Source organism: Variovorax sp. 54 (assembly GCF_002754375.1).
In the GTDB taxonomy this organism is placed as follows: domain Bacteria; phylum Pseudomonadota; class Gammaproteobacteria; order Burkholderiales; family Burkholderiaceae_C; genus Variovorax.
In genome coordinates, this window is the sequence record NZ_PEFF01000001.1 from 1,373,580 (window position 1) to 1,399,220 (window position 25,641).

A 25,641-nucleotide genomic window follows, 5' to 3' on the forward strand; every position below is an offset into this window, starting at 1 on the left:
AGTGCGAAGCACGGAGGTTTTTGAATGACTGCCAGCACCCTCCCCGCCCAGGCCCGCTACAGCTTCGGCGGCGACGAGCACCTGTTCGTCGAGATCAGCGAAGAGATGTCGCTGCCGGCCTTCTTCAAGGGCATGGCGATCTGCAACGAGCTGCGCCGCCGCGCCCTGCCCGGCGTGACCGAGATCTGCCCGGCCAACGCCGCGTACCTCGTGCGCTTCGACCCCGACACCATCGCGCCCGACGCGCTGCTCGCCACGCTGAAGGAGATCGAGGCGGGCCTGGGCGATGCCGACCTGCAGATGCAGACGCGCATCGTCGAGATTCCGGTGCTCTACAACGACCCGTGGACGCATGAGACGCTGATGCGTTTTCGCGAGCGGCACCAGGACCCGTCGAGCACCGACATCGAGTACGCCGCGCGCATCAACGGCCACGCCTCGGTCGAGGCCTTCATCGAGGCGCACTCGTCGGCGCCCTGGTTCGTGTCGATGGTCGGCTTCGTGGCCGGCCTGCCCTTCCTGTTCCAGATGGTCGAGCGCCAGCGCCAGATCCAGGTGCCCAAGTACCTGAGCCCGCGCACCGACACGCCCAAGCTCACGCTGGGCCACGGCGGCTGCTTCAGCTGCATCTACTCGGTGCGCGGCGCGGGCGGCTACCAGATGTTCGGCGTCACGCCCGCACCGATCTTCGACCCGGCGCAACGGCTGTCGTACCTCAAGGAGCTGATGGTGTTCTTCCAGCCCGGCGACATCGTCAAGTGGAAGCCCATCGACCGCGCCGAGTACGACCGCCAGATCGCGCAGGTCGAGGCCGGCACCTACGCGCTGCGCATCGCGCCGGTGTCGTTCTCGCTCAACGAATTTTTGGCCGACCCCGACGGCTACAACCAACAGCTCCTGAAGGTGCTCCATGGCGATTGAAGTGCTCAAGCCCGGCCTCGCGACCAGCGTGCAGGACGCCGGCCGCCCCGGCTACTACCACCTGGGCATTCCGCTGTCGGGCGCGCTCGACCAGCAAAGCCTGGTGCTCGCGAACCTGCTGGTCGGCAACGACGAAGGCGCGGCCGTCATCGAAAGCACGCTGCTCGGGCCCGAGCTGCAATTCGACGCGCCCACGCTGGTGGCCGTGACCGGTGCCGACGCGAAGGTCAAGCTCAACGGCAACGAGGTGCCGCGCAACACATCGTTCGCGGTGCAGGCCGGCGACAAGCTCGCCTTCGACTTCATGAAGCTCGGCGCGCGCATGTGCATCGCCGTGGCCGGTGGCATCGACGTGCCGGTGGTGCTGGGCAGCCGCTCGACCTACGGCCTGGGCGCGTTCGGCGGCTTCAACGGCCGCAAGCTGCTGGCCGGCGACACGCTGCCCGTGGGCACGCCCGCTGCCCACGCCCGCGCGGGCCGCACGATCGATACCGCGCTGCTGCCGGTGCTTGAGAAGGAAGTGGCCCTGCGCGTGCTGCCGGGCATCTACTTCCACCGCCTGCAGGAGGTGTCGGTGCAGAGCTTCTTCGCCGACACCTGGACCGTCGGCTCCGAGGCCGACCGCATCGGCTACCGCTACAAGCACGGCACGCCTCTGAAGTTCCAGGACCGCACGCCGCCCTTCGGCGCGGGCGACGACCCGTCGAACATCGTCGATGCGGGCTATCCGTACGGCTCCATCCAGGTGCCGGGCGGGCGCGAGCCGATCATCCTGCACCGCGATGCGGTCTCGGGTGGCGGCTACGCGATGGTCGGCACCGTCATCAGCGCCGACATGGACCTCATCGCCCAGATGCAGCCCAACCACAAGGCGCGCTTCGTCGAGGTCGACATGGCGCAGGCGCTCGAAGCCCGCGCCGAACGCCGACGACGGCTCGACCGCCTGCGGGCCGCACTCGCGGCCTGACGCGTTCCCCTTTCCCCTTTTCTTCACCGCTGTCACCCAAGGAGTTCTTCATGAACAGCTCGCCCCTGCGCGTTTCATTGATCGCCGCTTCGCTCGCCACCGCCCTGGCGTGGCACGCCCCGGCCTCGGCCGCCGACTGGTTTCCCTACAAGGCCGAGGCCACCGAGCCTGCCTTCTCGGCCGAGGGCACGAAGAAACCCATCGACTACACGCCGCTGGCCAAGGCCGCGAAGAAGTGGGACATCTGCGTGTCGTTCCCGCACATGAAGGACGCCTACTGGCTCGGCGTGGACTACGGCGTGATCGAAGAGGCGCGCCGCCTGGGCGTGAAGCTGCAGGTGGTCGACGCAGGCGGCTACACCAACCTGGGCAAGCAGGTCTCGCAGATCGAAGACTGCGTGGCGCGCGGCGCCAACGCGGTGATCATCGGCGCGATCTCGGGCGACGGGCTGAACAACGTCATCAAGGCCACGGCCGCCAGGAAGGTGCCGGTGATCGACCTGGTGAACGGCATCAGCTCGCCCGACCTGTCGGCCAAGTCGCTGGTGTCGTTCTACACGATGGGCCAGTCGACCGGCGAGTACCTCGCCAAGAAGCACCCTGCAGGCTCGCCGGCGGTGAAGGTCGGCTGGTTCCCCGGCCCGGCCGGCGCAGGCTGGGTCGAGGCCGCGCACAAGGGCTTCATGGAAGCGATCAAGGGCAGCGCCGTGACGGCGCTCGACCCGAAGTACGGCGACACCGGCAAGGAGGCGCAGGCCAAGCTGGTCGAAGACGTGCTGCAGGGCAACCCCGACCTCGCCTATGTGGCCGGCACCGCCGTGACGGCCGAAGCCGCCACCGGCATCCTGCGCGCGCGCAACCTCGACAAGAAGGTGCAGGTGCTCTCGTTCTACATGACACCCGGCGTCTACGAAGGCATCCAGAAGGGCCGCATCGTGGCCTCGCCGGCCGACTCGATGGTGATCCAGGGCCGCATCGCGGTCGACCAGGCCGTGCGCCTGCTGGAGAACAAGGACGTGGTGAAGCACGTCGGCCCGAAGATCTTCGTGGTCGACAGCAGCAACATCAAGAGCGTGAAGCAGGCCGATATCCTGCCGCCGACCGGCTTCAAGCCGGTGTTCGAGGTCAAGTAAGCCGGCCATGGCACCTGTGCTGCTGCAGACCCTCGGCCTGGGCAAACGCTACCCCGGCGTGCTGGCGCTCGATGCGGTGGACTTCGAGCTGCGCGCCGGCGAGGTGCACGTGCTGTTCGGCGAGAACGGCGCCGGCAAGTCGACGCTGATCTCGCTGCTGGCCGGTGCCAACGTGCCGACGGCGGGCGAGATCCGCATGCACGGCGCGCCGGTGAAGTTCTCGAACGTGCACGACGCGCGGCGCCACGGCATCAGCGCGGTGTTCCAGGAGTTCTCGCTGATCCCCACGCTGTCGGTGGCGCAGAACCTGAGCCTGGGCGAAGAGCCGTGCAAGGGCGGCCTGCTCGACCGCGCGGCGGTGCGCGAGCGCGCCCGCACGATGCTGGCCGACCTGGGTTTCGAGATCGACGTCGACGCGCCCGTGGCGGGCCTCACGCGCGCGCAGCAGCAGATGGTGGAAATTGCCAAGGGCCTGCGCGGCGATGTGTCGGTGCTGATCCTCGACGAGCCCACGGCCTCGCTCACCGACACCGAGACGCAGCGCCTGTTCGAACTGGTGGCGCGGCTGAAGGCGCGCGGCGTCGGCATCGTCTACATCTCGCACCGCATGCAGGAGATCGCGCAGATCGCCGACCGCATCACGGTGCTGCGCGACGGCCGCAAGGTCACGACCGTGGAAGCCCACGCCGCGAGCGCCGACCGGCTCATCGAACTGATGAGCGGGCGGGCCATCGAAAACATCTACCCGCGCATCACCGCCAACCCCGGCGAGGTGGTGCTGCAGGTCGAAGGACTGGCTTCGCCCAACGGCGTGCGCCATGCCAGCCTCATGGTGCGGCGCGGCGAAGTGGTCGGGTTCGCGGGCCTCGTGGGCTGCGGCAAGTCGGAGCTGTTCCGCGCGATCTACGGGCTCGACCCCGTGAGCGAAGGCCGCGTGCTGTTCAAGGGCCAGCCGCGCACCGGCGCCACGGTGCGCCAGCTGCTCGACGATGGCCTTTTCTATCTGCCGCCCGACCGCAAGGGCGAAGGGCTGGTGCTCGGCTTCACGTCGCGCGCCAACATCACCTTGCCGCTGGTGCACGGGCCGCTGCGCGGTCGCGGTGGCTGGCTGCGCAAGCGCCTTGGGCGGCGGCTTGCGACGACGGCCGCCGAGCGCGTCGAACTCGCGCCGCGCAACCTCGAACGGCCCGTGGGCCTGCTCTCGGGCGGCAACCAGCAGAAAGTGCTGTTCGGCAAGGGCATGACGCGCGACGCCGCGCTCTACGTGTTCGACGAGCCCACGGTCGGCGTGGACGTCGGCACCCGCAGCGCGCTGTACGAGGTGATCCGCAAGCTCTGCGAAGGCGGCGCGGCGGTGGTCGTGATTTCGTCCGACCTGCCCGAGGTGCTGCACCTGAGTCACCGCGTGTACGTGATGTGCCGCGGCGAAATCGCCGGCGAGCTGCACGGCGACGCCATCCAGGAAACCGCCGTGCTCAACCTGTTTTTCGGCCCCAGCGAGAACCCATCCTCATGACTTCGCCTTCCCTCACTGCCGCCCCGACGGCTCCCACGCCCAGCCTGGCCGGGCGTGCCCTCGGCCTGCTGCGCGGCCTCTTTTTGCGCCTGGGCGTGCTGCCCTTCATGCTGGTGATTGCCTGCGTGGTGTTCGCCACGCTGTCCGACCAGTTCCTCACCGCGCAGAACCTCGTGAACCTGCTGCGCCAGTCGGTCTACCTGATCCTCGTGTCGATGGGCCAGATGCTGGCGCTGGTCACCGGCGGCTTCGACCTCTCGGTGGGCACCGTGATGGCGATCACCTCGGTGGTCTCCGCGCTCGCCATGCAGGCGCTGGGCGTGGCCTTTCCCGACGCGGCCTGGATGGTGGTGCTCGTCGGCTGCGCCTGCGGCATGCTCGCCGGGCTGGTGGTGGGCCTCGTCAACGGCTTCGGCGTGGCGGTGATCGGCGTGTCGCCCTTCATCGTGACGCTGGGCGTGCAGTCGATCGGTTTCGGCTTTGCGCTGTTCCTCACGGGCGGCGTGCCGGTGTCGGGCATGCCGGCGGAGTTCAGCGAGCTGTTCGGCTTCGGCACGGTGCTCGGCGTGCCGGTGCCGATCCTCGTCACGGCCGTGTGCGTGGTCGGCATGGGCGTGCTCATGGGCCGCCTGCCGACCGGCACGCACCTGCTCGCGGTGGGCGGCAACGCCAAGGCCGCGGCGTTGTCGGGCATCGACACGCGCCGCGTGCTGCTCATGGCCTACCTGCTGTGCGCGGGCCTGGCCGCGGTGAGCGGCCTGCTGCTCACCGCGCGCGTGGAAACTGGCGAGGCCAACCTCGGCGGCACCGTGGCGCTCGAATCGATTGCCGCCTGCGTGATCGCCGGCGTGAGCCTGCGCGGCGGCATCGGCCGCGTGCCCAACGTGGTGATGGGTGCGATCTTCATCGGCTTGGTGCAGAACGGCATGAACCTGGCCAGCGTGGGCTCGTACCTGCAGATGGTGGTGCTGGGCGCGCTGCTGATCGTGGCCGTGGTCGCCGACCAGATCCGCCATCGCATGGTGGCACCGGGCAGCCACTGAGCTGCCACCCAACACAAGCAACGAAGGAATCTCTCATGACAACCAAGACCAACGCCGCCATCGACGCGCGCCGCATCGCCGCCACGCCGCGCGGCATCGGCATCGGCTTTCCCATCTATGCCGAGCGCGCGCTCAACGCCGAGCTGTGGGACGTCGAAGGCCGGCGCTACATCGACTTCGGCTCGGGCATCGCGGTGCTCAACACCGGCCACCGGCATCCGCGCGTGGTCGAGGCCATTCGCGCGCAGCTCGATTGCTTCACCCACACCGCCTACCAGGTGGTGCCGTATGAAAGCGTGGTGTCGCTGGCCGAGCGCCTGAACCGCCTCACGCCCGGCACCCACGCCAAGAAGACCGCCTTCTTCACGACCGGCGCCGAGGCGGTCGAGAACGCCATCAAGATCGCGCGCGCCGCCACGCGCCGGCCCGGCGTGATCGCACTGGGCGGCGGCTTTCACGGCCGCACCTTCATGGGCATGGCGCTCACGGGCAAGGTGGTGCCGTACAAGACCGGCTTCGGTCCCTTCCCCGGCAGCATCTTCCACGTGCCCGCGCCGATCGCGCTGCACGGCGTGTCGGTGGACGATTCGCTGCGCGCCATCGAGCAGCTGTTCAAGGCCGACATCGAGCCCGAGCAGGTGGCGGCCATCATCCTGGAGCCCGTGCAGGGCGAAGGCGGCTTCTATGCCGCGCCGCCCGAGTTCATGCGCGCGCTGCGCGAGATCTGCGACCGCTACGGCATCCTGCTGATCGCCGACGAAATCCAGACCGGCTTCGCGCGCACCGGCAAGTGGTTTGCCATGGACCACTACGACGTGGTGCCCGACCTCATGACCATGGCCAAGAGCCTGGCCGGCGGCACGCCGCTGTCGGCCGTGTGCGGGCGCGCCGAGATCATGGACGCACCCGCGCCCGGCGGGCTCGGCGGCACCTACGCCGCCAACGCACTGGCCATTGCAGCGGCGCATGCGGTGCTCGACGTGATCGAGGCCGAACGGCTGTGCGAGCGCGCGCAGATACTGGGCGACCGGCTCAAGGCGCGCCTCGAAGGGTTGCGTGCGAAGGTGCCGCAGATTTCGGACGTGCGCGGCCTGGGCGCGATGGTGGCGGTCGAGTTCGCGGGGGCCGACGGCACGCCCGATGCCGCGTTCACGAAGCAGGTGCAAACCCGAGCGCGCGACGCGGGTTTGCTGCTGCTGACTTGCGGCGTGCACGCCAATGTGGTCCGCTTCCTTTTCCCCCTGACCATCGAAGACGCGGTGCTCGGCGAAGGCCTCGACATCCTCGCCGCCGTGCTGCAAGCCTGAGACACACCCGCCATGCCATTGAAGCTCCAAGACCCGACCCTGCTGCGCGAGCAGGCCTGCATCGCCGGCGCCTGGGTGAATGCCGACAACGGCACCACCGTCGCCGTCACCAACCCCGCCACCGGCGAGCACATCGGCACCGTGCCGATGTGCGGCACCGAAGAAACCGTTCGCGCCATCGCCGCCGCCGAAAAGGCCCAGAAGGCCTGGGCCAAGGTTCCCGCCAAGGAACGCTCGGCCATCCTGCGCAAGCTCAACGACCTGATGCTCGCGAACGTGGACGACCTTGCGCTGATCATGACCACCGAGCAGGGCAAGCCCCTGGCCGAAAGCCGCGGCGAGATCGCCTACGCGGCCTCGTTCATCGAGTGGTTCGCCGAAGAAGCGCGCCGCGTGTACGGCGACACCATTCCCGCGCCGCAAGCCGACCGCCGCATCCTCGCGCTGAAGCAGCCCGTGGGCGTCACCGCCGCCATCACGCCCTGGAACTTCCCCACCGCCATGCTCACGCGCAAGGCCGGCCCCGCGCTCGCGGCCGGTTGCGCGATGGTGGTGAAGCCGGCCACGCAGACGCCGTTCTCGGCGCTGGCCTTTGCCGTGCTCGCCGAACGCGCGGGCGTGCCCAAGGGGTTGCTGTCGGTGCTCACCGGCTCGGCCAGCCAGATCGGCGGCGAGATGACGCGCAGCCCCATCGTGCGCAAGCTCACCTTCACCGGCTCAACCGAGGTGGGCCGCACGCTCATGAAGCAGTCGGCCGACACCATCAAGAAGCTGTCGCTCGAACTCGGCGGCAACGCGCCCTTCATCGTGTTCGACGATGCCGATGTCGATGCGGCCGTCGAAGGTGCGATGGTCTCCAAGTACCGCAACACCGGCCAGACCTGCGTGTGCGCCAACCGCTTGTACGTGCAGCGCGGCGTGCTCGAGGCCTTCACGCAGAAGCTCGTGGCCAAGGTCAACGCGCTGAAGGTCGGCAACGGCACCGAGGCCGGCGTGAACCAGGGTCCGCTGATCGACGCCAAGGCGGTCGAGAAGATCGAGGAGCACGTGGCCGATGCCGTCGCCAAGGGCGGCACCGTGCTCGCAGGCGGCAAGCGCCATGCGCTGGGCGGCCTGTTCTACGAGCCGACCGTGATCGGCGGCGCCACGCCCGACATGCTGTTCGCGCGCGAGGAAACCTTCGGCCCGCTGGCGCCGATCTTCGCGTTCGACACCGAGGCCGAAGCCATCGCCGCGGCCAACGACACTGAGTTCGGCCTGGCCGCGTACTTCTACAGCCGCGACATCGGCCGCATCATGCGCGTGGCCGAGGCGCTCGAATCGGGCATCGTGGGCGTGAACACCGGGTTGGTGTCCACGGCCGAAGCGCCGTTCGGCGGCGTCAAGCAATCGGGGCTGGGGCGCGAGGGCTCGAAGTACGGGCTCGACGACTTCCTCGAGATCAAGTACGTCTGCCTTGCGGGGCTGGATACATAGGCTGCGAAAATTCGCAGCCTATGAGAACGTACCAAGGGTCTTGCCACTGCGGTGCATGCCGCTTCGAGGTCGATACCGACCTCGACCATGTCCGCAGTTGCAACTGCTCCGTGTGCCGGCGCCGGGGCGCGCTGATTCACCGAGTGCCCGAATCGGCGCTTCGCATGCTCACTCCGCTGGAAGACCTGACGATCTATCAGTGGCACTCACGCACCGCGCGAGACTACTTTTGCCCCACCTGCGGAATCATGCCGTTCCGAATCCCCAGCGCGCCCACCGCGCAAGAGACAGCCGAAGGCAAGCTGCCGTTCACGGGATGGGCCATCAATGCGCGCTGTCTTGAAGACGTCGATCTGGCCAGCGTGCCGGTCCGGCTCGTGAACGGCGCCGATCTGTCCTGAGCGCCAAGGGCGGTGGCGTTCAACTCACCAGCCAGTGCACGCTGAACAGCCGCTCGGGATCGGTCCATACCGCCCCGACGCGGAAGCCCGCGCGCACCGCGAGCCCCTGCAGGCCTTCGACGGTGAACTTGTGCGAGTACTCGGTGTGGATGGTCTCGCCTTCCTCGAACGAGAAGCGCTCCCCGCGCATCTGCACGCTCTGCGCGCGCCGGCTCACGAGGTGCATCTCGATGCGGCGCATCGGCGCGTTGTAGAAGGCCGCGTGCGAGAAGCCGTCGAGGTCGAAGTCGGCCGACAGCTCCGCGTTCGCGCGCCGCAGCAGGTTGAGGTTGAACGCCGCCGTCACGCCCTGCGCATCGTTGTAGGCCGCGTGCAGCCGGTCGGGGTCTTTCACCAGGTCGACGCCGATCAGCAGGCCGCCGCCGCGCAGCATGCGCGCCGCGAGCTGCAGGAACGCCAGCGCCTCGTCGGGCTCGAAGTTGCCGATGGTCGAGCCCGGAAAGAAGCCCACGCGACGGCCCGCCCCGGCCATCGGCGCGGGCAGCACGAGCGGCATGGTGTAGTCGGCCGCGATGGGCTGTACGGCCAGCGCCGGGTAGTCGGCCTTGAGGCGCGCCGCCGCAGCTTCGAGGTGCTCGCCCGAGATGTCGATCGGCAGGTAGCGCTTGGGTGAGTCGAGCGCGTCGAGCAGCAGCCGCACCTTGGTGAGCGAGCCGGCGCCGAACTCGACGATCTCGGCGTTCGGCCCGACCTGCGCGGCGATCTCGCCGGCGCAGGCGCCGAGAATGCCCAGCTCGGTGCGCGTGGGGTAGTACTCGGGCAGCTCGCAGATGCGGTCGAACAGCTGCGAGCCGGCCACGTCATAGAAGAACTTGGGCGAAATGTGGCGCGGCGTGCGCGCCAGGCCCGCCTGCATGGCGCGGCCGAACTCGGACCACGGGGCGGTGTCGGGCGGGGTCGCTTCTTCCTCGCGTTGCAGATGGCTGGCGAGGGCGAACGAAGAAGAGGTGGTCGGGTTGCGCATGGTGCTCGGCTCCATCGAGGTCGGTCAAAGGTCTTTCGCGAGCCGCAGCCCCGAGAACTGCCAGCGTGCCGCCGGCGGAAAGAAATTGCGGTAGCTCGGCCGCGTATGGCCGGCCGGCGTGGCCACGCTGCCGCCGCGCAGCACCAGCTGCCCCACCATGAACTTGCCGTTGTATTCGGCCGCGATGCCGGGCAGCGGACGAAAGCCGGGGTACGGGTCGTACGACGAACGCGTCCATTGCCAGACGTGGCCGCTCATCTGCGCGATGCCGGGCGCGTCGAAGGCGGCTTCCCATTCGAACTCGGTCGGCAGCCGCGCGCCGGCCCATTCGGCGTAGGCGGCGGCTTCGTAGAAGCTCAGCTGTGCCACAGGCGCATCGGCCTCCATCGGCCGCACGCCGTGCAGGCCGAACACCTGCCAGCCGGCGGGCGCCGCATGGCCGCCGCCTGCGCCTAGGGTGGCGATGCGCGGGTCGTCGGCTTCGAGCCAGTAGGCCGGATGGCGCCAGCCCTGGGCCTGCACCGTGGCCCAGCCGTCGGAGAGCCACAGCTCGGGCCGCCGGTAGCCGCCGTCGGCAATGAACTGCGCGTAGTCGCCGCAGTTCACCAGCCGGTCGGCGATGGCGTAGGGGCGCAGCAAGGCGGCGTGGCGCGGCGTCTCGTTGTCGAAGCAGAAGCCGTCGCCCGTATGACCGACCTCGACCGTGCCGCCCGGCTGCGCCAGCCAGCGCACCTCGGCCGGCACGGCGGCCAGCCGCAGCGCGGGGCCGCTTGCGGGCTTGCAGGCCGGCAGCAGCGGGTTGCACGACAGCGCATGCAGGATGTCGGTGAGCAGCAGCTCCTGGTGCTGCTGCTCGTGGTTCAGGCCGAGCGCAATGATGGGCTCGATGGCCGCCCAGTCGAGCGCCTGCGGCGCCGCGAGCAGCGCGAGCACCGCTTCGTCGACGTGGCGGCGGTAGGCGTGCACTTCATCCAGCGACGGCCGCGTGAGCAAGCCGCGCTGCGGCCGCGGGTGGCGCGGCCCGAGCGCCTCGTAGTAGGAGTTGAAAAGGTAATGAAAGCGCGCATCGAACGGCCGGTAGTCCGCCGCATGCGGCTGCAGCAGCACCGTCTCGAAGAACCACGTCGTGTGCGCCAGGTGCCACTTGGTCGGGCTGGCGTCGGGCATCGACTGGATGCACTGGTCCTCGGCGGACAGCGGCGCGGCGAGCGCCAGGCTGGCGGCGCGCACCGTGCGGAATCGCTCGCGCAAGGCGTTCGCCACGGGGGCGATCGGCCGGGAAAACGTCATGGTGTCTCCAGTTCGAAGGTGTGAATGAATCCGCCGTGTCCGAGCAGCCCGCGCAGGCGTGTGCCATCAAGGCGCAAAGCGCAGTCGCAGCTTGGGCTGCGGCGAGCATTTGCAACGCCGAGGGCGCGCGTCTGCGTGGGATGAGCGGGCATGGCGGGTTCGTTCATACCTTCTCAGATCAGCCAGAAGTTTTAGCCCATCCTGATGACAGGGCCTCGTAGGACAAGACGCCGCCGCCGCGCCGCCGCAGGAGCCCGTCCTGCGCGCAAGCGGCCCCGGAACGCCTCGGGCCGCTGCGTATGATTCGGACGATGCAAACCCCCTCTCCTTCGGCCAGGCCCCACGTTGTCATCATCGGCTGCGGTTTCGGCGGACTCGAGGCAGCGCGCAAGCTGCAGCGGGCCGACGTCGATGTGACGGTGATCGACAAGACCAACCACCACCTGTTCCAGCCCCTGCTCTACCAGGTGGCGACCGCAGGGCTCGCGGCGCCGTCGATCGCGGCGCCGGTGCGCGCCCTGTTCCGCAAGCAGGCCAACGTGACCACGCTGCTGGCTGAAGTGACGGGCATCGACCCGGCCGCGCACAGCATCCAGCTGGCCGACGGCAGCCACGTGGCCTACGACCACCTGATCGTCGCGGCCGGCGCCACGCACAGCTATTTCGGGCACGACGAGTGGGCGCCCGCCGCGCCGGGCCTGAAGACGCTGGCCGACGCCTTCGAGATCCGCCGCCGCGTGCTGATGTCCTTCGAGACGGCCGAGACCACCACCGACCCCGAGCGCCGCCGCGCGCTGCTCACCTTCGTGGTGATCGGCGCCGGCCCGACCGGCGTCGAGATGGCCGGCACGCTGGCCGAGATCGCCAAGCACACGCTCGCGGGCGAGTTCCGCCGCATCGACCCCGGCAGCGCGCAGGTGCTGCTGGTCGAGGGCGGTCCGCGCGTGCTGCAGGCCATGCCCGAAAGCCTGAGCCAGAAGGCGCTCGAACAACTGGAACGACTCGGCGTCGAGGTGCGGCTGAACGCGCGCGTCACCGCCATCGACAACACCGGCCTCGAAGTGCAGACCGGTGGCGGCCCCGACGGCGCGCCGCTGCAGAGCTACCGCATTCCCAGCAGCTGCGTGGTGTGGGCGGCCGGTGTCGCGGCCTCGCCGCTGGGCCGGCTGCTCGGCAATGCCACGGGCGTCGAGTGCGACCGTGCGGGCCGCATCAAGGTCGAGCCCGACCTGAGCCTGGCGGGCCATCCCGAGATCAGCGTGGTGGGCGACCTGGCCGCCGCCATGAGCCACGCGCCCGGCAAGCCGCCCAAGCCGGTGCCCGGCGTGTCGCCCGGCGCCAAGCAGGCCGGCCGCGCGGCGGCGGCGAACATCCTGCGCCGCCTGGCGGGCCAGCCGACGGTGCCGTTCCGCTACGCCGACTACGGCAACCTGGCCACCATCGGGCGCAACTCGGCGGTGGTCGACCTGGGCACGCCCTTCGGGCCGCTGCGCTTCAGCGGCCGGCCCGCATGGCTGTTCTGGCTGTTCGCGCACGCGTACTTCCTGATCGGCTTTCGCAACCGCGTGGTCGTGATGTGGGACTGGGCCAGCGCCTACTGGAGCTTCCAGCGCAACGCGCGCGTGGTGGCCGACGTGCAGGGCCGCAGCGAGTCGTAAATAGGCACCCTCACGCCGCGCGATGACCTTGCTCTGGTGGGTGGTCTTTCATGCGCTTGATGCGCTGTTCTGGCTCTGGATCCTGCGCTGGGGCGGCGCGGCCTGGCTCGAGGGCACTTTTCTCTCGGGCTTTCTCGTGAACATCTTCGCGCCGCGCTGGGGCGCCGAGGGCCTGCGCATGTTCGCGCTGCTGATGCTGATCGTGTGTGCCATCAGCTTCGTCTGGGGCCTGTTCATGCCTGAGGTGCGGTGCTGGTATTCGGGCCACTGCTGACCCGTTGATTCCGCAAGGCGCCGTCAGGCGCTCATGACAGGGGTTCGAAGCGCACGTCGCCCCACGGCTGCGAACCACCGCCACCATGGCGCGGCTGCTCCCGCCGTTCGCGCCGCCAGTCCCACGGCGGCGTGGGCGCCGTGTCGGCCCACAGGCCCAGGTGTTGCGCGCGCGCCGTGGCCTCGAGCCGGAACAGGTCGCCGCCGCGCTTCTTCACGATGCCGTGGTAGTCGTACACCCAGGCCCAGCCTTCGGCCACCATGCGGCGGCCGGCGTCTTCGCCGTTGCAGCGCACGTCGGCCACGGTGCGGCCGTAGCGGTCGGTGTCGCGCTCGGTGATGACGGCCTTCTCGGCGTAGCACAGGCGGCTCAGCGCCTGGCGGCTGCGCTGGCCGTAGGGCTGCGCTTTCTCCGGCGCGTCGATGGCGGCGATGCGCACCTTGATCTGCTCATAGGCGCCAATGCGACCGCAGCGCGCGGTGAGCGTGTCGCCGTCGCTCACGCCGACGACGAGGCAGGTGCGCGACGACGCGGCGTGGGTCAGCAGCGGGAGCGAAAGACCGAGGGACAGAAGCAGGAAGACGGGGCGAAGGCGCATTCGAAAAAGGAACGAAACACGGGGCCGGGAATGGCCGACGATTCTCGGCGCGAAGTGCGCGCGCCGCCCTTCGGATGCATTTGTTTTCGTCTTCGCTTCAGCGCGCGGCGGGTGCGCCCGTCGACTTGCGCACCACCAGCTCCGGCCGCAGCACCACGGTGGAGGCTGACAGCGCCTGCCCGTCGATTTCGGCGAACAGCATCTCGGCCGCGCGCCAGCCGAGTTCGCGGTGCGGCAGGCGGATGGTGGTGAGCGGCGGATCGACCATGTCCACCAGCGGCATGTCGTTGTGGCCGGTGACCGAAATATCTTTCGGCACGCGCAGGCCGGCCTCGCGCAGCGCGTCGTAGGCGCCCAGTGCCACGAGGTCGTTGCAACAGACCACGGCCTGCGGCGCGGTACCGGCCGCAAGCATCTGCTTCATCGCGACCGCGCCTGCTTCGCGGCTGTAGCTCGTGCACTCGACGATGCGGGCCGGCTTCATGCGGTGGTCGCGCAGGGCCTGCTCCACGCCCAGCAAGCGGCCCACGCCGGTCGGGATGGTCTGCGGCCCCGCAAGGTGCGCGATGCGCTTGTGGCCCAGGCCCACGAGGTGATCGACCGCGAGCTTCATTGCCAGCCGGTCGTCGCTCACCACGGCGGGCAGGCGGCCGGTTTCGTCGGCGCGATTGACCAGCACGGACTTCATGCCGGCCTTGGCGACAAAGTCGACCAGCGGATCGTCGCGCGTGGCGGTGGCCAGGATCACGCCGTCCACGCGCTGCGCCAGCATGCGCTCGAGCACCGGCCGCGCGAGCGCCGGGTCGACCACGTTGGTGACGAACACGAAGTAGCCGCGCGCGGCGGCGCTGGCCTCGATGCCTTGCAGGATCGGCGGGAACACCGCGTTCGTGATGTCGGGCACCAGCACGCCGATGGTGTGGGTGCGGCCCGTGCGCAACGCTGAGGCCGCACGGTTGGGCCGGTAGCCCAGGCGCTGCGCGGCCTCCTCGACCACGCGCAACACCTCGTCGCTGATCAGCGAGCGCTTCTCGGGGCTGAGCGCGCGCGACACGGTCGACACGTGCACGCCGGCGGCGCGGGCGACGTCGCGGATGGTGACGGGGCTGGAAGGCGGTTGGGCGCTCATTGGTGCAAACGATTGTTGGATATCCGGCAGGCCATGGCGGGCGAATTCCCATTCTGGCACCTCGGATACCCACCATTTTACTTTTCCGGAATTTGACTTACTATCGTGCAAACGATTGCAAAGACCCACCATGAACATCGCCACCTCCCCCGATTCGGTGCTCGGCTTCGCGCTCGACGCCATGCAACGCACGCCCGATCCGCGGCTGCGCACCGTGATGGACGCGCTCACGCGCCACCTGCATGCCTTCGTCCAGGAGGTGAAGCTCACCGAAGAAGAGTTCGAGCAGGCGCTCGAATTCATCGTCGCCATCGGCCACGCCACCGGCGAGACCAAGAACGAGGTGGTGCTGGCGGCCGACATCCTCGGCGTGTCGACCGTGGTGGCGCTGCAGAACAACCAGGACCCGCACGGCGAATCGCCGGCCGCGCTGCTCGGCCCCTTCTGGCGCGCCAACTCGCCGGCCTGCGCAACGGGCGACAGCATCGCGCGCTCGGGCACGCCCGGCACGCCGCTCGAGGTGACCGGCACCGTGCGCGACGTGCGCGGGCAGCCGATGGCCGGCGTCACGGTCGACGTGTGGCAGGCCTCGCCGGTCGGGCTCTACGAGAACCAGGACCCGGAACAGGACGACATGAACCTGCGCGGGCGCTTCACCACCGACGCGCAAGGCCGCTTTCATTTCCGCAGCGTGCGCCCCGCCGGCTACCCGGTGCCCACCGACGGGCCCTGCGGCGTGCTGCTGCGCGCGCAGCAGCGCCACCCGAACCGTCCCGCGCACCTGCACTTCATGCTGAGCAAGCCGGGCCACAAGGTGCTGATCACGCAGGTGTTCGCCGACGACGACGAGAACCTGGAAAGCGACCCGACCTTCGGCGTGACGCGGCAACTGATCGGCCGCTTCGCGCTCGCGCCCGATGGACAGCGCGCCACGCTGCAGTACGACTTTCAGCTCGAGCCCGGCGAGATGAAGTTCCCCCGCCCTCCGATCCCCTGACCTTTCCGCTCCCACAACGCCTCTTCATCCCATGAGCTTCGATCCCCAACCCCAACTCCACGGCAAGATCGCCGTCATCACCGGCGGCCTCGGCGCCATCGGCTACGCCACGGCCACGCGCCTGGCCGCGCTGGGCGCCACCTGCGTGCTGCTGCACCGCAGCGGCGACGACGGTGCCGCGCGCGCCGCCGCCCTGCCCTCGGACAGCGGCCAGCACCACGGCGCGATCCGCGCCGACATCGTCGACACACCGAGCCTGCAAGCCGCCGCCGCCGAGGTGAAGGCCGCGCACGGGCGCTGCGACATCCTGGTCAACAGCGCGGGCCACACGCAGCCCATTGCGGCCGGCGACCTCGATGCGCTGACCGACGAACTCATCGACGACCTGCTGCGCGCCAACTTCCGCGGCGTGTTCGCCACCATCCGCGCCTTCGCGCCGATGCTCAAGGCGACCGGCGACGGACTGGTGGTCAACATCTCGTCCATCGCCGGCTTCACGGGCGTGGGCAGCAACCTCGCGTACGTGGCGGCCAAGGCCGGGCTCGACGTGGTGGGCGATGCGCTGGCCAAGGCGCTGGCGCCGGCGGTGCGCGTGGTGTCGGTGTCGCCGGGCGCGGTCGAGTCGGGCTTCGTGCCCGGGCGCGGCGCCGAGTTCGCCGACAAGATGGCCAGCACCACGCCGCTCGGACGCATCGGCAAGCCCGACGACGTGGCCGCCACCGTGGAAGCGCTCGCCACCACGCTGCGCTTCGTCACCGGCACGCGCATCGTGGTCGACGGAGGGCGCCACCTGTGAACAACGCCAAGACGCTCATCACCTGCGCGGTCACGGGCAACCTCGTGAAGCCCGAGCAGACGCCGCACCTGCCGATCACGCCGGTGCAGATCGCCGACGAATGCCTGGCCGCCGCCGAAGCCGGCGCGAGCCAAGTGCACATCCACGTGCGCCACCCCGAGACTGGCAAGCCCTCGATGGAGGTCGATCTGTACCGCGAGGTGGTCGACCGCATCCGCCGCGAGAACCGCGAACTCATCGTGAACCTCACGACCGGGCCGGGCGGGCGCTTCATTCCGAGCGAGGACGATCCGAAGATCGCCGCACCCGGCACCACGCTGCTGCCGCCCGAGAAGCGCGTGGAGCACATCGCGCTCATCCGGCCCGACGTGTGCTCGCTCGACCTCAACACCATGAACTCCGGCCCCGACGTGGTGATCAACACGCCGAAGAACGTGCGCCGCATGGCGAAGGTGATGCGCGAGGCCGGCGTGAAACCCGAGCTGGAGATCTTCGACTCGGGCGACATCCACCTGGCGCTGGACCTCATCGCCGACGGCACGCTCGACGGCCCTGCGATGTGGACCTTCGTGCTCGGCGTGAAGTACGGCTTCGCGCCCACGCCCGAGACGCTGCTCTACGCGCGCAACCTGCTGCCGCGCGGCGCCTTCTGGAGCGCCTTCGGCATCGGCCGCACGGAGTTCCCGATCGTCGCGCAATCATGGCTGCTGGGCGGCCACGTGCGCGTGGGCATGGAAGACAACATCTACCTCGAGAAAGGCGTGCTGGCCGAGAGCAATGCGCAGCTCGTGGCGAAGGCGCGCGACATCCTGCGCAGCCTGGGCGGCGACGTCGCCAACCCGCGCGAGGCCCGCGCGATGCTGGGACTGGCCGACACCCGCACCGTTCAAGGAGCCGCACGATGAGCGCCATCCTTCATGAACCGCGCGCACTGCGCGTGAACGGCAAGGCCGCCAACCTCGAGGCGCTGCACCTGGACGCCGCGCCGCAGCCCGAGCCCGCCGCGCCGCCCGGCCATGCCGTGGTGCGCGTGGCCGCCGCCGCCGTGAACCCGAGCGACGTGAAGGCCGCGCTGGGCCTCATGCCGCAAGCGGTCTGGCCGCGCACGCCGGGCCGCGACTTCGCGGGCACCGTCGTGAGCGGGCCCACGGAATGGATCGGCCGCGAGGTCTACGGCTCGGGCGGCGACATCGGCATCACGCGCGACGGCTCGCATGCACGCTACCTCGTGCTGCCCGAAGCGGCCCTGCGCGCCAAGCCGAAGGGCATCTCGATGGACGAGGCCGGCGCCGTGGGCGTGCCCTTCGTCACGGCCTACGAGGGCTTCCGCCGCAGCGGCATGCCGCAGGCGGGCCAGACGGTGCTGGTGCTGGGCGCCAACGGCAAGGTCGGGCAGGCGGCGGTACAGCTCGCCGCGCAGGCCGGCGCGCGCGTGATCGCGGTGCAGCGCGGCCCCGGGCCGTTCGCGGGGTTCGCGAGCGCGCCGGTCGACGTGGTCGATGCGCGCCACCACGCCGACGTGGGCGCACAGGTGCGCGAGCTCACCGACGGGCGCGGCGCGCACATCGTCTACAACACCGTGGGCAGCGCCTACTTCGAGGCCGCCAACAAGGCGATGGCCAAGGGCGCCACGCAGATCTTCATCGCCACGCACGACCGCGCGGTGCCCTTCGACATCTTCGCGTTCTACCGCGGCATGCACACCTACGTGGGCATCGACTCGCTGGCAATGGACTGCGTCGCCTCCACCGCGCAGCTCGACGCGATGCGCGAAGGCTTCGAGCGCGGCACGCTGAAACCCTTTCCCGTGGCACGCCACTTCGCGCTCGACGAAGCGATCGACGCCTACCGGCTGGTGCTGTCGGGCAGCACCGACCGCGTCGTGCTGCGCCCCTGACACCGAGAGAAGGAACATCGCCATGCACGTCACCCGTTTCAGCGAGGCGCCGCACTACGAGGCGCCCAACCACTTCGACATGCGCTGCCTGCGCCTGCAGGGCAAGGAAGCCGGCCCCTCGACGCAGATGTGGATGGGCATGAGCCAGATCCTGCCCGGTGGTCGCACCGGGCTCGACGGTTCGCCGATGGAAAAGCTCTACCTCGTGCTCGAGGGCGAGCTGCACATCGTCGGCGAACTCGAGGGCGCGCACCAGGAAGACGTGCTCCTGCCCTACGACAGCTGCCGCTTCGCGCCCGGCGAGAAGCGCCAGCTGGAGAACCGCAGCAACCGCCCGGTGCTGGTGGCGCTGGTGATGGCGAACGCACCGCCCGGCTGACGCTCGCTCTCCTTTCCCAGTCAGTCATTCATTGCTCGCACCCACAAATCAACGGAGACAAGACGCATGAAGAAGACATTCCCCTGGAGCCGCCGACAGGCGCTCACGATCGCTGCAGCACTCGCGGCCTGCACGCTCGGCGGCGCGCACGCACAAGGCCCGTGGCCGGGCACGCAACCGATCAAGCTGGTCGTGCCCTTCACGGCGGGCAGCGGTACCGACATCGTCGCGCGCCTCGTGGCCGAGAAGCTGGGGCCCGCGCTGGGCACCAGCGTGATCGTCGACAACCGCCCCGGCGCGGGCGGCACGCTGGGCGCGGCCATCGCCGCCAAGGCGCCGGCCGACGGCTACACGTTGCTGGTGCATTCGGCCGGCCACCTCGTGAACCCGTGGATCTACAAGGGCCTGTCGTACGACACGCTGAAAGACTTCACGGGCGTGACGCCGATGGCCAGCCTGCCCAACGTGCTGGTGACCGCGCCCTCGCACTTCACCGATGTGAAAGACCTCGTGGCCAAGGCAAAGGCCAAGCCCGGCGGTCTGAACTACGGCTCCGCGGGCAACGGTTCGGCCACGCACATGAATGCCGAGGTGTTCCGCCTCGCGGCCAGCGTCGATGCACAGCATGTGCCCTTTCGCGGCACGCCCGAGGCCATGACCGAGGTGATGGCCGGACGCGTCGACTGGTTCTTCGCGCCGATGGTGTCGGCGCTGCCGCTGATCAAGAGCGGCAAGCTGAAGGCGCTGGCCGTGGGCACCGCCGGTCGCTCGTCCGCCCTGCCCGATGCGCCCACCACCGTGGAGGCCGGCGTGCCGGGCTCGGCCTACCTGTTCTGGGTCGGCCTGTTCGCGCCCGCCAAAACGCCGCAGCCCGTGGTGGAACGACTGCAGGCCGAGGTCGCGAAGATCATGGGGTCGCCCGAGCTGAAGGACCGGCTGGAGAAGCTCGGCGCCGAACCCTTCACCATGCCCACGGCGCAGTTCAACAAGTTCATCGCCGACGAGACCGCGAAGGCACAGCAGGTGGTCAAGGCCGCGGGCATCAAGGTGGACTGACGGCGGGCGCCGCGCGACTCAGCGCAGCAGCCCCGCCAGCACCGGCACAAGCCCCGCACCACCGCCCACGGCGGCAGCACCGGCGCCCCACGCCACGGCGCGTGGGCGGTACGGCAACAGCAAGGCCACCGGCAACGCACCCGCCGACAGGAAGCCCAGCCACGCGACCGTCCCGACCGAGGCGCCCCACGCCATCACGCAGGGCACGACGGCTGCGGCCAGCAGCACCGCGCCGATCACGCGCAAGCCCATGCGCCGACGCGTCGGCACCTCACGTCCACGCGTCAGCTGCTCGTGGTGCCGGTCCATGGCAAAGCTCAGGCACGACATGCCCGCATACGCCAGCGCGAAGCCGAGCAACGAAGCCCACACCGTCGTCATCGCGCCACCTTCCGCCGCAGATGGCGCAGCGCGCCCAGCGCCGCAAGGCCGAAGGCCACCACGCCCAGTTCGACACCGAGGCTTTCCCAATCACTGCGCAACAGCTGCGCCAGCAGGTGATCGCCCGTGGTCACGAAGTTCAGCACCGGCAGCAGCAGGCACAGCGCGGCCAGCGCGCCGAGCTGCTCGCGCCACGCACGCGCCGGCTGGCGCACGAAGGCATGCACCAGCGCCAGCGCCCACAGCGCGAAGAAGACCTGCAGTTCGCGGTCCGCGCGGTGCCCGATACCGACCGGCACCAGCCGGTTGGCCCACAGATAACCCACGCAGGCGATGGCGAGACCGGCGATGGCTGCAACGTTCAGCGCCTCGATGAGCCGGTAGACCCGCGCCGTCGCGCCGCCGAACTCGCCGAGGTGTTTCTGCCGGCGCTTCACGATGAACAGCACCGCGCCCGAACCCATCATCGCGGTGCCCGCGAGCCCGCACAGGAAGTAGAGCCATTTCATCGGCCAGCCGCCGAAGGTGACCATGTGCAGCCCGCTCATGGCCGACTGCGCGAGCATGGCCGCGCCGCCGTCTGCGGCGCCCGGCAGGCGCACGCGCTGCACTTCGCCGGTGGCGGCCGAGAACTGCACCATGCCGGTGGTGGCGCTGAGCCGGCGCGCCGATTCGTCGTCGCCGTTCCATCCGTACACGCCGATGCGCGCGCCCGCGTCGCCCGGGTGGTCGATGACGACCGCGCGCACGGGCTGGCCCATGCGCTCCTGGCCGCGCGCGGCGAAGGATTCGAGCACCGGCACGGGCATCGCGCGGCCGGTGGCCGCGGGCTTGTCGCTGTCGCCCAACTCGGACACGAAGCGCACCTGCGCCGACGGGCCCGTGCCGTAGTGCAGCACCTTGCTCGCCGGCATGAAGGTGGTGCCCGAGATCACGAGGCCGGTGTAGGCAATCATGAACTGGAAGGGCAGCGTCAGCACCGCCACGGCGTTGTGCGCGTCGAGCCAGCTGCGCTGGCCCTTCTTGGGCCGGAAGGTGAAGAAGTCCTTGAAGATGCGCTTGTGCGTGATGACGCCCGACACCAGCGCCACCAGCATCGCCATCGCGGCGATGCCGACGATCCACAGGCCGACGGTGCCGGCGTGCAGCTCGTAGTGAAAGTCGACGAAGTGATGGCCCCCGAGCGTGGCGCGCGCCGCGTGGCCGCCTTCTTCTGTCAGCAGCTTGCCGGTGGCGGGGTCGAGCGCAACGCCCGCGTACTGGCGGTTGGCGTCGAACCAGAACACGCGCAGCTCGCCGCCGCCCTGTGCATCCGAAGGCCACAGCTCCCACATCGAGGCGCCCGGGTGGTGCTCGGCCATGTAGGCCATGCCCCAGGCCAGGCGCTGCGCGCGGTCGCCCGTGGGCTCGCCCTTCTCTTTTTTGGCTGCGGCGGCGGCTTCCTCGGCGTGGTGCTCCGGGGTCATCCAGTGGGTGATCGGCTCGTCGAACACGGCCAGCGTGCCGGTGAGGAACACCGCGAACAGCAGCCACGAGAACCACAGGCCGCACCAGGTGTGCAGCCAGGCCTGGGCCTGGCGGAAACCGCCTTGCGACGGCACCTTGGTTGCCTTCGTGCTCATGCGCCGCCTCCCGCGCCGCGCAAGGCCAGGCCGAGCCCGGCCAGCACCACGGCCGGCAGCAGCAGGCCGGCCCAGGCGCGCGGCAGCGACACGGGCGCAAACGCCCAGATCACGGCGACGGTGTAGATCGCGAAGCTGAACTGCATGCCCCCGAGCGCGGCCTCGGCGGGGCCAGCCGGCAGCACGGCGGCCAGGAAGACGGCGGCGGCCGAGGCCAGCGCGTAGCCGCCGAACACGGCGGCCGCGACGCGGGACAGCAGCCGCAGGGCGGGAGAAAAGGTGGAGGTGCGGGTGTTCATCGGGGACCGGAAAACGGGGCGCGAACATGCGCCCCTCCCCTACATGACAAACGAGAACGAAAAAAGGGTCATGCCCCCGCCTTTTTTCCGGTCAAAACGCGTCACCGCGCGTTGCCACCGCGTTGCGCGGCGTGCCCCGTCAACTCGGGCCTTGAGGCTGGGTGCGGCGGAGAAGTTGAAGACGGCCGAGGCTTCGGCGTCACCTCGCATCAGCCTTGATGATTACCTTGGATGGTCGGGCGGACCTGCGACCCAAGCGGTCGCCTCCTGACAATCACGCCGCCGGTTGCTCGGCTTCCTGCAGCAACCGCCACATCACCTTGCCACTCCCGCTCTTCGGCAGCGCATCGACGAACTGCACCTTGCGTGGAATCTTGTAGACCGCCATGTTCTCGCGGCACCAGTCGATGATCTGCTGCTCGGTCGTGTCCTTGTGCGTGGCGCGCAGCACCACCACGGCCTTGACCGATTCGCCGCGGTAGTCGTCCTTGGTCGAGATCACGCAGGCTTCCTGGATCGCGGGGTGGCGGAACATCAGCAGCTCGACCTCGGCCGGCCACACCTTGAAGCCGCTCGCGTTGATCATGCGTTTCAAGCGGTCGGTGATGAAGAAGTAGCCCTCCTCGTCCATGCGGCCCATGTCGCCCGAGCGGAAGAAGCGCTTGCCCTCGAACTCGACAAAAGCAGACTTGGTGGCATCGGGGCGCTTCCAGTAGCCCTGGAACACCTCGGGGCCGTGGATGATGATTTCGCCCGATTCGCCGATGGGCATCTCTTGCAGCGTGTCGGGGTCGACCACGCGTGCGTCGGTGCTCATGAACGGAATGCCCAGGCACTGCTGCTTGGGATGGTCCGAGGGGTTGGTGTGCGAGGGCGCGGCGGTTTCGGTGAGGCCGTAGCCTTCCTGGTACTTCAGGCCGTACTGCTCGAACAGGCGCTGCGCCACGGCCTGCGGCATGGCGGCGCCGCCGCCGCCGATGTGGGTCATGCTCGTGAGGTCGTAGCTCGCGAAGTTGGGGCTGGCCATGAGGTCGATCACCATGGTCGGGATGTTGGTCCAGCTCGTGACCTTCCAGCGCGAGATGAGCCGGCCCGCCACGTCGCGGTCCCAGCGCGGCATGATGACCAGCGTGGCCGCCGCGAGGATCGAGGTGTGCATCATGCTCACCACACCGGTGATGTGGAACATCGGCACCACGGCCAGCACGACCGCCTCCGACGTCGCCTGGCCCCAGAGCTGGCCGGCCATCGCGTTGTGCATGAGGCTCGAGTGGTGGTGCACGCAGCCCTTGGGCAGGCCGGTGGTGCCGCTGGTATAGGGCAGCAGCGCCATGTCGTTGGCGCCCACCACATGCGCGGGCGCCGGGTGGCCGGCCGCGAGCGCGTCGGTCCACGCCGTCACCTGGCCGCCGGCCAGCGCGGGCAGCGGGTGGCGCGTGCCGAGCCAGTCGGCCCAGGCCGGCGCGGGGGCGTCGTCGCCGGTCACGCCGGCATCGAAGGCGTCGGTGAACTGGGTCACGATGAGGTGCGACAGGCGCTGCTCAGCGGGCAGTGCCTCGCTGGCCTTGGCCAGCTCGGCCGCGAGGTCGCCGGTGGTGATCGCCACCTTGGCGTCGGGGTCGGTGATGTAGTGCTTGAGCTCTTCGGCCCGGTTCATCGGGTTGACCGGCACCACGACGGCGTTGGCGCGCAGGATCGCGAAATGCGCGATCACCAGCTGCGGGCAGTTCTGCATGTTCAGCACCACGCGGTCGCCGCGCTGCACGCCCAGCGCATGCAGCGCGCCGGCCAGCCGCTCGACCTGGTCGGCCATGTCGCGGTAGCTCAGCACGCGGCCGAAAAAGACCAGCGCGGCCTTCTCGGGGTAGCGCGCCGCCGAGGTCGCGAGGTTGTGCCACAGCGAGGTGGCGGGGACGGTGATCGAATGCGGGAGGCGCTTGGGCCAGAACTTGTAATGCGGGCGTGGTTGCATGGTCTGTGAACAGGCGGAGGAGGAAGGAGAGGGGAAAGAAGAAAGCGGTGCGAAAAGGCGCAATGCGCCAGCCTAAGCCGCCCTGGCCGCCGCTCCCATCGGGGAAGCCCCCGGGGGCGTCACCTTGGCGACGCCCATTAGTCGTACGTCGGTCGTGCGGATGCATCGGCTATCGTGCAGGCTCCGCTTCACCTGCGCCTGTCTGCCATGCCCGATCCCGCCCGCACCACCCTCCGCCGACGCATCGTTCTCTTCGGTGCCGCCGTGGCCGCGCTGGTCGCAGCGGGCTGCTCGCGGGTCCCACGCTTCGGCATGTCTGACCCCGCGACGGAGCCGCAGTCCAAGGAGCCGCCGACATGGTTCATCGCCGACTGCTGGCTCGGAACCGAGGACGTGGTCCCGCCGCACAAGGGCAAGGCCGGCGGCTCGGCGGCCGGCACGCTGACGCTGGCCACCGGGGTGTTCGAATGGCGCGTGAACGCCGCACGCCTGAGCGGGCCGGCGACGATCGTGGGCTTTTACGGCCCCGCAGCCAAGGGCAGCAACGGCCCGCTGGCGATCCAGCTGCCGCTGCACAGCGAGGGGGAGCAACGCGACGACGGCGCCGGCTACGCGCGGACCGGCACGAGCCGGTTGACGACCGCCCAGATGGCCGACCTGATGGCGGGCCTCTGGTATGTGAGCGTGTCGACGCAGGCCTGGCCGGGCGGCGAGGTCCGGGGTCAGTTGAAGAGCAGCACCTGGGGCGTGCACGGCGGCTGACGCCTGCTGCCCGTTGTCAGGGCGGCGTGGCCGCGTGCTGCTCCAGCTGTGCGCGGTCGAGCAGCTCGATGCTGCGGTAGCGCACGCGCAGCGTGCCGTCTTCTTCCCACAGCTTGAGCTGGCGGTTCACGCTCTGGCGCGACACGCCGAGCATGAACGACAGGTCTTCCTGCGACACGCCCAGCAGCGTGCCGCCGCCCTCCTCCGCGGGCGCGACCGCGCGCGCATCGAGCGTCAGCAGCCGGTGCGCGAGCCGCACGGGCAGCGGCATCAGGATCACGTCGTCGATCCAGGCCAGCGCCTGGCGCAACCGCAGGCACACGAGCCGGGTGAAGGCCATGTGCACATCGGGATGGTCGGCCACCAGCCGGTGGAAGTCGGCCGCCGCGACCACGGCCATCTCGGTGGTGTCGACTGCGCAGGTGTCGTAGACGCGCTCGCGCCCCACCAGCAGCGAGACCTCGCCGAACCAGTGGCCCGGCTCCAGCATCGCGATCACCGCTTCGCGCCCGCCCGGGGCGACCACGCTCACGCGCAATGAGCCGCTGACCACGCCGAACAACGCATCGGGCGACGAGCCCTTGTGGAACAGCGATTCGCCGCGCACCAGCGTGCGCCGGTGCGCCACCGCGAGCAGCCGCTGTTGCACGTCGTCGGCCAGCCGCATGTCGCTGTTGTGCACCGGCGAAGGCTGCGCATCCGGCTCGGCGGGGCTGGAAGAAAGGGAGGAGCGTGGCATCGCG

26 protein-coding genes are annotated in these 25,641 nt (G+C 69.7%); 17 read left to right on the top strand and 9 right to left on the bottom strand.

The genetic code is table 11. The annotated features are described in order from the left end of the window. The first annotated feature begins 24 nt into the window (after positions 1–24). Genes CLU95_RS06085 through CLU95_RS31400 form a run of 8 tightly spaced genes read left to right on the top strand, consistent with a single transcriptional unit; the run spans position 25 to position 8,764 of the window. Complete coding sequence (locus tag CLU95_RS06085; protein WP_099791365.1) at positions 25–921, top strand: 5-oxoprolinase subunit B family protein; 897 nt, start codon at positions 25–27, stop codon at positions 919–921. Beyond that, positions 911–1,888: a biotin-dependent carboxyltransferase family protein gene (locus tag CLU95_RS06090; RefSeq protein ID WP_099791367.1), complete on the top strand. Its 978-nt coding sequence runs from the start codon at positions 911–913 to the stop codon at positions 1,886–1,888. The genes CLU95_RS06085 and CLU95_RS06090 overlap by 11 nt, the downstream gene beginning before the upstream one ends. A gap of 50 nt (positions 1,889–1,938) precedes the next feature. After that, entirely contained in the window at positions 1,939–3,021 is a 1,083-nt protein-coding gene (gene torT, locus CLU95_RS06095) for a TMAO reductase system periplasmic protein TorT (protein WP_099791369.1), read from the top strand. A 7-nt stretch (positions 3,022–3,028) separates the two neighbouring features. Then, positions 3,029–4,537: a sugar ABC transporter ATP-binding protein gene (locus CLU95_RS06100; protein WP_099791371.1), complete on the top strand. Its 1,509-nt coding sequence runs from the start codon at positions 3,029–3,031 to the stop codon at positions 4,535–4,537. Beyond that, positions 4,534–5,580: an ABC transporter permease gene (locus CLU95_RS06105; RefSeq protein ID WP_099791373.1), complete on the top strand. Its 1,047-nt coding sequence runs from the start codon at positions 4,534–4,536 to the stop codon at positions 5,578–5,580. Before CLU95_RS06100 ends, CLU95_RS06105 begins: the two co-directional genes overlap by 4 nt. A 35-nt stretch (positions 5,581–5,615) precedes the next feature. Then, a complete protein-coding gene (gabT, locus tag CLU95_RS06110; RefSeq protein WP_099791375.1) occupies positions 5,616–6,887 on the top strand; it encodes a 4-aminobutyrate--2-oxoglutarate transaminase in 1,272 nt (423 codons plus the stop codon). A gap of 12 nt (positions 6,888–6,899) precedes the next feature. After that, positions 6,900–8,363: an NAD-dependent succinate-semialdehyde dehydrogenase gene (locus tag CLU95_RS06115; RefSeq protein ID WP_099791377.1), complete on the top strand. Its 1,464-nt coding sequence runs from the start codon at positions 6,900–6,902 to the stop codon at positions 8,361–8,363. A 20-nt stretch (positions 8,364–8,383) separates the two neighbouring features. Then, the gene (locus CLU95_RS31400; protein WP_099791379.1) at positions 8,384–8,764 is read left to right on the top strand and encodes a GFA family protein; all 381 of its coding nucleotides are present in this window, start codon (positions 8,384–8,386) and stop codon (positions 8,762–8,764) included. 19 nt (positions 8,765–8,783) lie between these two features. Here CLU95_RS31400 and egtD read toward each other — a convergent pair whose 3' ends face one another. Both egtD and egtB read right to left on the bottom strand, forming a co-directional pair. Next, positions 8,784–9,680 carry an L-histidine N(alpha)-methyltransferase gene (gene egtD, locus CLU95_RS06125; RefSeq protein ID WP_257214794.1) on the bottom strand — a complete coding sequence of 299 codons (897 nt, stop codon included), beginning with the start codon at positions 9,678–9,680 and terminating at the stop codon, positions 8,784–8,786. Between the two features lie 132 nt (positions 9,681–9,812). After that, positions 9,813–11,078 (bottom strand): ergothioneine biosynthesis protein EgtB, encoded by a 1,266-nt coding sequence (egtB, locus tag CLU95_RS06130; RefSeq protein WP_099791381.1) that lies wholly within the window; start codon positions 11,076–11,078, stop codon positions 9,813–9,815. Between the two features lie 311 nt (positions 11,079–11,389). Here egtB and CLU95_RS06135 point away from each other — a divergent pair, with 311 nt between their 5' ends. After that, positions 11,390–12,736 (top strand): NAD(P)/FAD-dependent oxidoreductase, encoded by a 1,347-nt coding sequence (locus tag CLU95_RS06135; protein ID WP_099797140.1) that lies wholly within the window; start codon positions 11,390–11,392, stop codon positions 12,734–12,736. Between the two features lie 22 nt (positions 12,737–12,758). Further along, positions 12,759–13,010 (top strand): hypothetical protein, encoded by a 252-nt coding sequence (locus tag CLU95_RS06140; protein ID WP_099791383.1) that lies wholly within the window; start codon positions 12,759–12,761, stop codon positions 13,008–13,010. Positions 13,011–13,041: 31 nt separating this feature from the next. On the opposite strand, the gene CLU95_RS06145 is transcribed toward CLU95_RS06140, so the two are convergent. Both CLU95_RS06145 and CLU95_RS06150 read right to left on the bottom strand, forming a co-directional pair. Next, positions 13,042–13,608: a thermonuclease family protein gene (locus tag CLU95_RS06145; RefSeq protein ID WP_099791385.1), complete on the bottom strand. Its 567-nt coding sequence runs from the start codon at positions 13,606–13,608 to the stop codon at positions 13,042–13,044. Positions 13,609–13,705: 97 nt separating this feature from the next. Further along, a complete protein-coding gene (locus CLU95_RS06150; RefSeq protein WP_099791387.1) occupies positions 13,706–14,737 on the bottom strand; it encodes a LacI family DNA-binding transcriptional regulator in 1,032 nt (343 codons plus the stop codon). 130 nt (positions 14,738–14,867) lie between these two features. Here CLU95_RS06150 and CLU95_RS06155 point away from each other — a divergent pair, with 130 nt between their 5' ends. From CLU95_RS06155 to CLU95_RS06180, 6 genes are all read left to right on the top strand, one after another. Continuing rightward, complete coding sequence (locus CLU95_RS06155; protein ID WP_099791389.1) at positions 14,868–15,734, top strand: dioxygenase family protein; 867 nt, start codon at positions 14,868–14,870, stop codon at positions 15,732–15,734. A 31-nt stretch (positions 15,735–15,765) separates the two neighbouring features. Next, on the top strand, positions 15,766–16,530 hold the full coding sequence (locus CLU95_RS06160) for an SDR family NAD(P)-dependent oxidoreductase (RefSeq protein ID WP_099791391.1): 765 nt from the start codon (positions 15,766–15,768) through the stop codon (positions 16,528–16,530). Then, positions 16,527–17,435 carry a 3-keto-5-aminohexanoate cleavage protein gene (locus tag CLU95_RS06165; protein ID WP_099791393.1) on the top strand — a complete coding sequence of 303 codons (909 nt, stop codon included), beginning with the start codon at positions 16,527–16,529 and terminating at the stop codon, positions 17,433–17,435. The genes CLU95_RS06160 and CLU95_RS06165 overlap by 4 nt, the downstream gene beginning before the upstream one ends. Further along, positions 17,432–18,427 (top strand): quinone oxidoreductase family protein, encoded by a 996-nt coding sequence (locus tag CLU95_RS06170; RefSeq protein ID WP_099791395.1) that lies wholly within the window; start codon positions 17,432–17,434, stop codon positions 18,425–18,427. The genes CLU95_RS06165 and CLU95_RS06170 overlap by 4 nt, the downstream gene beginning before the upstream one ends. Positions 18,428–18,449: 22 nt before the next feature. Next, positions 18,450–18,806 carry a cupin domain-containing protein gene (locus CLU95_RS06175; protein WP_099791397.1) on the top strand — a complete coding sequence of 119 codons (357 nt, stop codon included), beginning with the start codon at positions 18,450–18,452 and terminating at the stop codon, positions 18,804–18,806. Positions 18,807–18,872: 66 nt separating this feature from the next. Further along, a complete protein-coding gene (locus CLU95_RS06180) occupies positions 18,873–19,862 on the top strand; it encodes a Bug family tripartite tricarboxylate transporter substrate binding protein (RefSeq protein ID WP_099791399.1) in 990 nt (329 codons plus the stop codon). Between the two features lie 18 nt (positions 19,863–19,880). Here the strand turns inward: CLU95_RS06180 and CLU95_RS06185 are convergent, their stop codons facing one another. From CLU95_RS06185 to CLU95_RS06200, 4 genes are all read right to left on the bottom strand, one after another. Continuing rightward, the gene (locus tag CLU95_RS06185; protein ID WP_099791401.1) at positions 19,881–20,243 is read right to left on the bottom strand and encodes a DUF3325 domain-containing protein; all 363 of its coding nucleotides are present in this window, start codon (positions 20,241–20,243) and stop codon (positions 19,881–19,883) included. Further along, a complete protein-coding gene (locus CLU95_RS06190; RefSeq protein ID WP_099791403.1) occupies positions 20,240–21,865 on the bottom strand; it encodes a PepSY-associated TM helix domain-containing protein in 1,626 nt (541 codons plus the stop codon). The genes CLU95_RS06185 and CLU95_RS06190 overlap by 4 nt, the downstream gene beginning before the upstream one ends. Next, the gene (locus tag CLU95_RS06195) at positions 21,862–22,164 is read right to left on the bottom strand and encodes a DUF3649 domain-containing protein (RefSeq protein ID WP_099791405.1); all 303 of its coding nucleotides are present in this window, start codon (positions 22,162–22,164) and stop codon (positions 21,862–21,864) included. Before CLU95_RS06195 ends, CLU95_RS06190 begins: the two co-directional genes overlap by 4 nt. A gap of 274 nt (positions 22,165–22,438) precedes the next feature. Then, positions 22,439–24,136, bottom strand: coding sequence for a long-chain fatty acid--CoA ligase (locus CLU95_RS06200; protein WP_099791407.1), 1,698 nt, complete (start codon positions 24,134–24,136; stop codon positions 22,439–22,441). Positions 24,137–24,448: 312 nt separating this feature from the next. On the opposite strand from CLU95_RS06200, the gene CLU95_RS06205 reads away from it, so the two are divergent. Further along, positions 24,449–24,898, top strand: coding sequence for a CHRD domain-containing protein (locus CLU95_RS06205; protein WP_180288556.1), 450 nt, complete (start codon positions 24,449–24,451; stop codon positions 24,896–24,898). 16 nt (positions 24,899–24,914) lie between these two features. Here CLU95_RS06205 and CLU95_RS06210 read toward each other — a convergent pair whose 3' ends face one another. Next, on the bottom strand, positions 24,915–25,637 hold the full coding sequence (locus CLU95_RS06210) for a Crp/Fnr family transcriptional regulator (protein ID WP_099791411.1): 723 nt from the start codon (positions 25,635–25,637) through the stop codon (positions 24,915–24,917). Positions 25,638–25,641: the final 4 nt, after the last annotated feature.

Bases quoted from the DNA above. Each gene is read 5' to 3' on its own strand.
- CLU95_RS06085 (WP_099791365.1), top strand. From the start codon at position 25: ATGACTGCCAGCACCCTCCCCGCCCAGGCCCGCTACAGCTTCGGCGGC.
- CLU95_RS06090 (WP_099791367.1), top strand. From the start codon at position 911: ATGGCGATTGAAGTGCTCAAGCCCGGCCTCGCGACCAGCGTGCAGGAC.
- torT (WP_099791369.1), top strand. From the start codon at position 1,939: ATGAACAGCTCGCCCCTGCGCGTTTCATTGATCGCCGCTTCGCTCGCC.
- CLU95_RS06100 (WP_099791371.1), top strand. From the start codon at position 3,029: ATGGCACCTGTGCTGCTGCAGACCCTCGGCCTGGGCAAACGCTACCCC.
- CLU95_RS06105 (WP_099791373.1), top strand. From the start codon at position 4,534: ATGACTTCGCCTTCCCTCACTGCCGCCCCGACGGCTCCCACGCCCAGC.
- gabT (WP_099791375.1), top strand. From the start codon at position 5,616: ATGACAACCAAGACCAACGCCGCCATCGACGCGCGCCGCATCGCCGCC.
- CLU95_RS06115 (WP_099791377.1), top strand. From the start codon at position 6,900: ATGCCATTGAAGCTCCAAGACCCGACCCTGCTGCGCGAGCAGGCCTGC.
- CLU95_RS31400 (WP_099791379.1), top strand. From the start codon at position 8,384: ATGAGAACGTACCAAGGGTCTTGCCACTGCGGTGCATGCCGCTTCGAG.
- egtD (WP_257214794.1), bottom strand. From the start codon at position 9,680: ATGCAGGCGGGCCTGGCGCGCACGCCGCGCCACATTTCGCCCAAGTTC.
- egtB (WP_099791381.1), bottom strand. From the start codon at position 11,078: ATGACGTTTTCCCGGCCGATCGCCCCCGTGGCGAACGCCTTGCGCGAG.
- CLU95_RS06135 (WP_099797140.1), top strand. From the start codon at position 11,390: ATGCAAACCCCCTCTCCTTCGGCCAGGCCCCACGTTGTCATCATCGGC.
- CLU95_RS06140 (WP_099791383.1), top strand. From the start codon at position 12,759: ATGACCTTGCTCTGGTGGGTGGTCTTTCATGCGCTTGATGCGCTGTTC.
- CLU95_RS06145 (WP_099791385.1), bottom strand. From the start codon at position 13,608: ATGCGCCTTCGCCCCGTCTTCCTGCTTCTGTCCCTCGGTCTTTCGCTC.
- CLU95_RS06150 (WP_099791387.1), bottom strand. From the start codon at position 14,737: ATGAGCGCCCAACCGCCTTCCAGCCCCGTCACCATCCGCGACGTCGCC.
- CLU95_RS06155 (WP_099791389.1), top strand. From the start codon at position 14,868: ATGAACATCGCCACCTCCCCCGATTCGGTGCTCGGCTTCGCGCTCGAC.
- CLU95_RS06160 (WP_099791391.1), top strand. From the start codon at position 15,766: ATGAGCTTCGATCCCCAACCCCAACTCCACGGCAAGATCGCCGTCATC.
- CLU95_RS06170 (WP_099791395.1), top strand. From the start codon at position 17,432: ATGAGCGCCATCCTTCATGAACCGCGCGCACTGCGCGTGAACGGCAAG.
- CLU95_RS06175 (WP_099791397.1), top strand. From the start codon at position 18,450: ATGCACGTCACCCGTTTCAGCGAGGCGCCGCACTACGAGGCGCCCAAC.
- CLU95_RS06180 (WP_099791399.1), top strand. From the start codon at position 18,873: ATGAAGAAGACATTCCCCTGGAGCCGCCGACAGGCGCTCACGATCGCT.
- CLU95_RS06185 (WP_099791401.1), bottom strand. From the start codon at position 20,243: ATGACGACGGTGTGGGCTTCGTTGCTCGGCTTCGCGCTGGCGTATGCG.
- CLU95_RS06190 (WP_099791403.1), bottom strand. From the start codon at position 21,865: ATGAGCACGAAGGCAACCAAGGTGCCGTCGCAAGGCGGTTTCCGCCAG.
- CLU95_RS06195 (WP_099791405.1), bottom strand. From the start codon at position 22,164: ATGAACACCCGCACCTCCACCTTTTCTCCCGCCCTGCGGCTGCTGTCC.
- CLU95_RS06200 (WP_099791407.1), bottom strand. From the start codon at position 24,136: ATGCAACCACGCCCGCATTACAAGTTCTGGCCCAAGCGCCTCCCGCAT.
- CLU95_RS06205 (WP_180288556.1), top strand. From the start codon at position 24,449: ATGTCTGACCCCGCGACGGAGCCGCAGTCCAAGGAGCCGCCGACATGG.
- CLU95_RS06210 (WP_099791411.1), bottom strand. From the start codon at position 25,637: ATGCCACGCTCCTCCCTTTCTTCCAGCCCCGCCGAGCCGGATGCGCAG.